1 protein-coding gene is annotated in these 258 nt (G+C 41.9%); it reads left to right on the top strand.

Translation table 11 applies throughout. From position 1 onward, the window contains the following. The coding region (locus tag QVO97_RS06670; RefSeq protein WP_288189208.1) for a PD-(D/E)XK nuclease domain-containing protein at nt 1–245 on the top strand (245 nt) is incomplete at its 5' end. Nucleotides 246–258: the final 13 nt, after the last annotated feature.

Below are 258 nucleotides of genomic sequence, written 5' to 3'. Positions count from 1 at the left end.
CCGGAGATGGCTTTGCGGATATCATTGTAGAGACCGATAATCCGGATGCTGGAATTGTCGCAGAATTAAAATACACAAAAAACTTTGATGAGATGAGGATAGCGTGCAGGAAAGCAATGAATCAGATCCGAGATCGCCGTTATCAGGAATATCTCCTGAATGATGACCGGAGGGACATACGGTTATATGGAATTGCCTTTTGCAAAAAAAGATGCTGTGTGATCAGCGAAAAACTTGAAAAATAGGTTACGTTTACGG

This window comes from Clostridium sp. CAG:43 (genome assembly GCF_000434655.1).
Lineage (GTDB): Bacteria > Bacillota > Clostridia > Lachnospirales > Lachnospiraceae > Otoolea > Otoolea fessa.
Note: the sequence above shows the minus strand (reverse complement) of the source record. Positions and strands in the feature narration are given on the sequence as shown.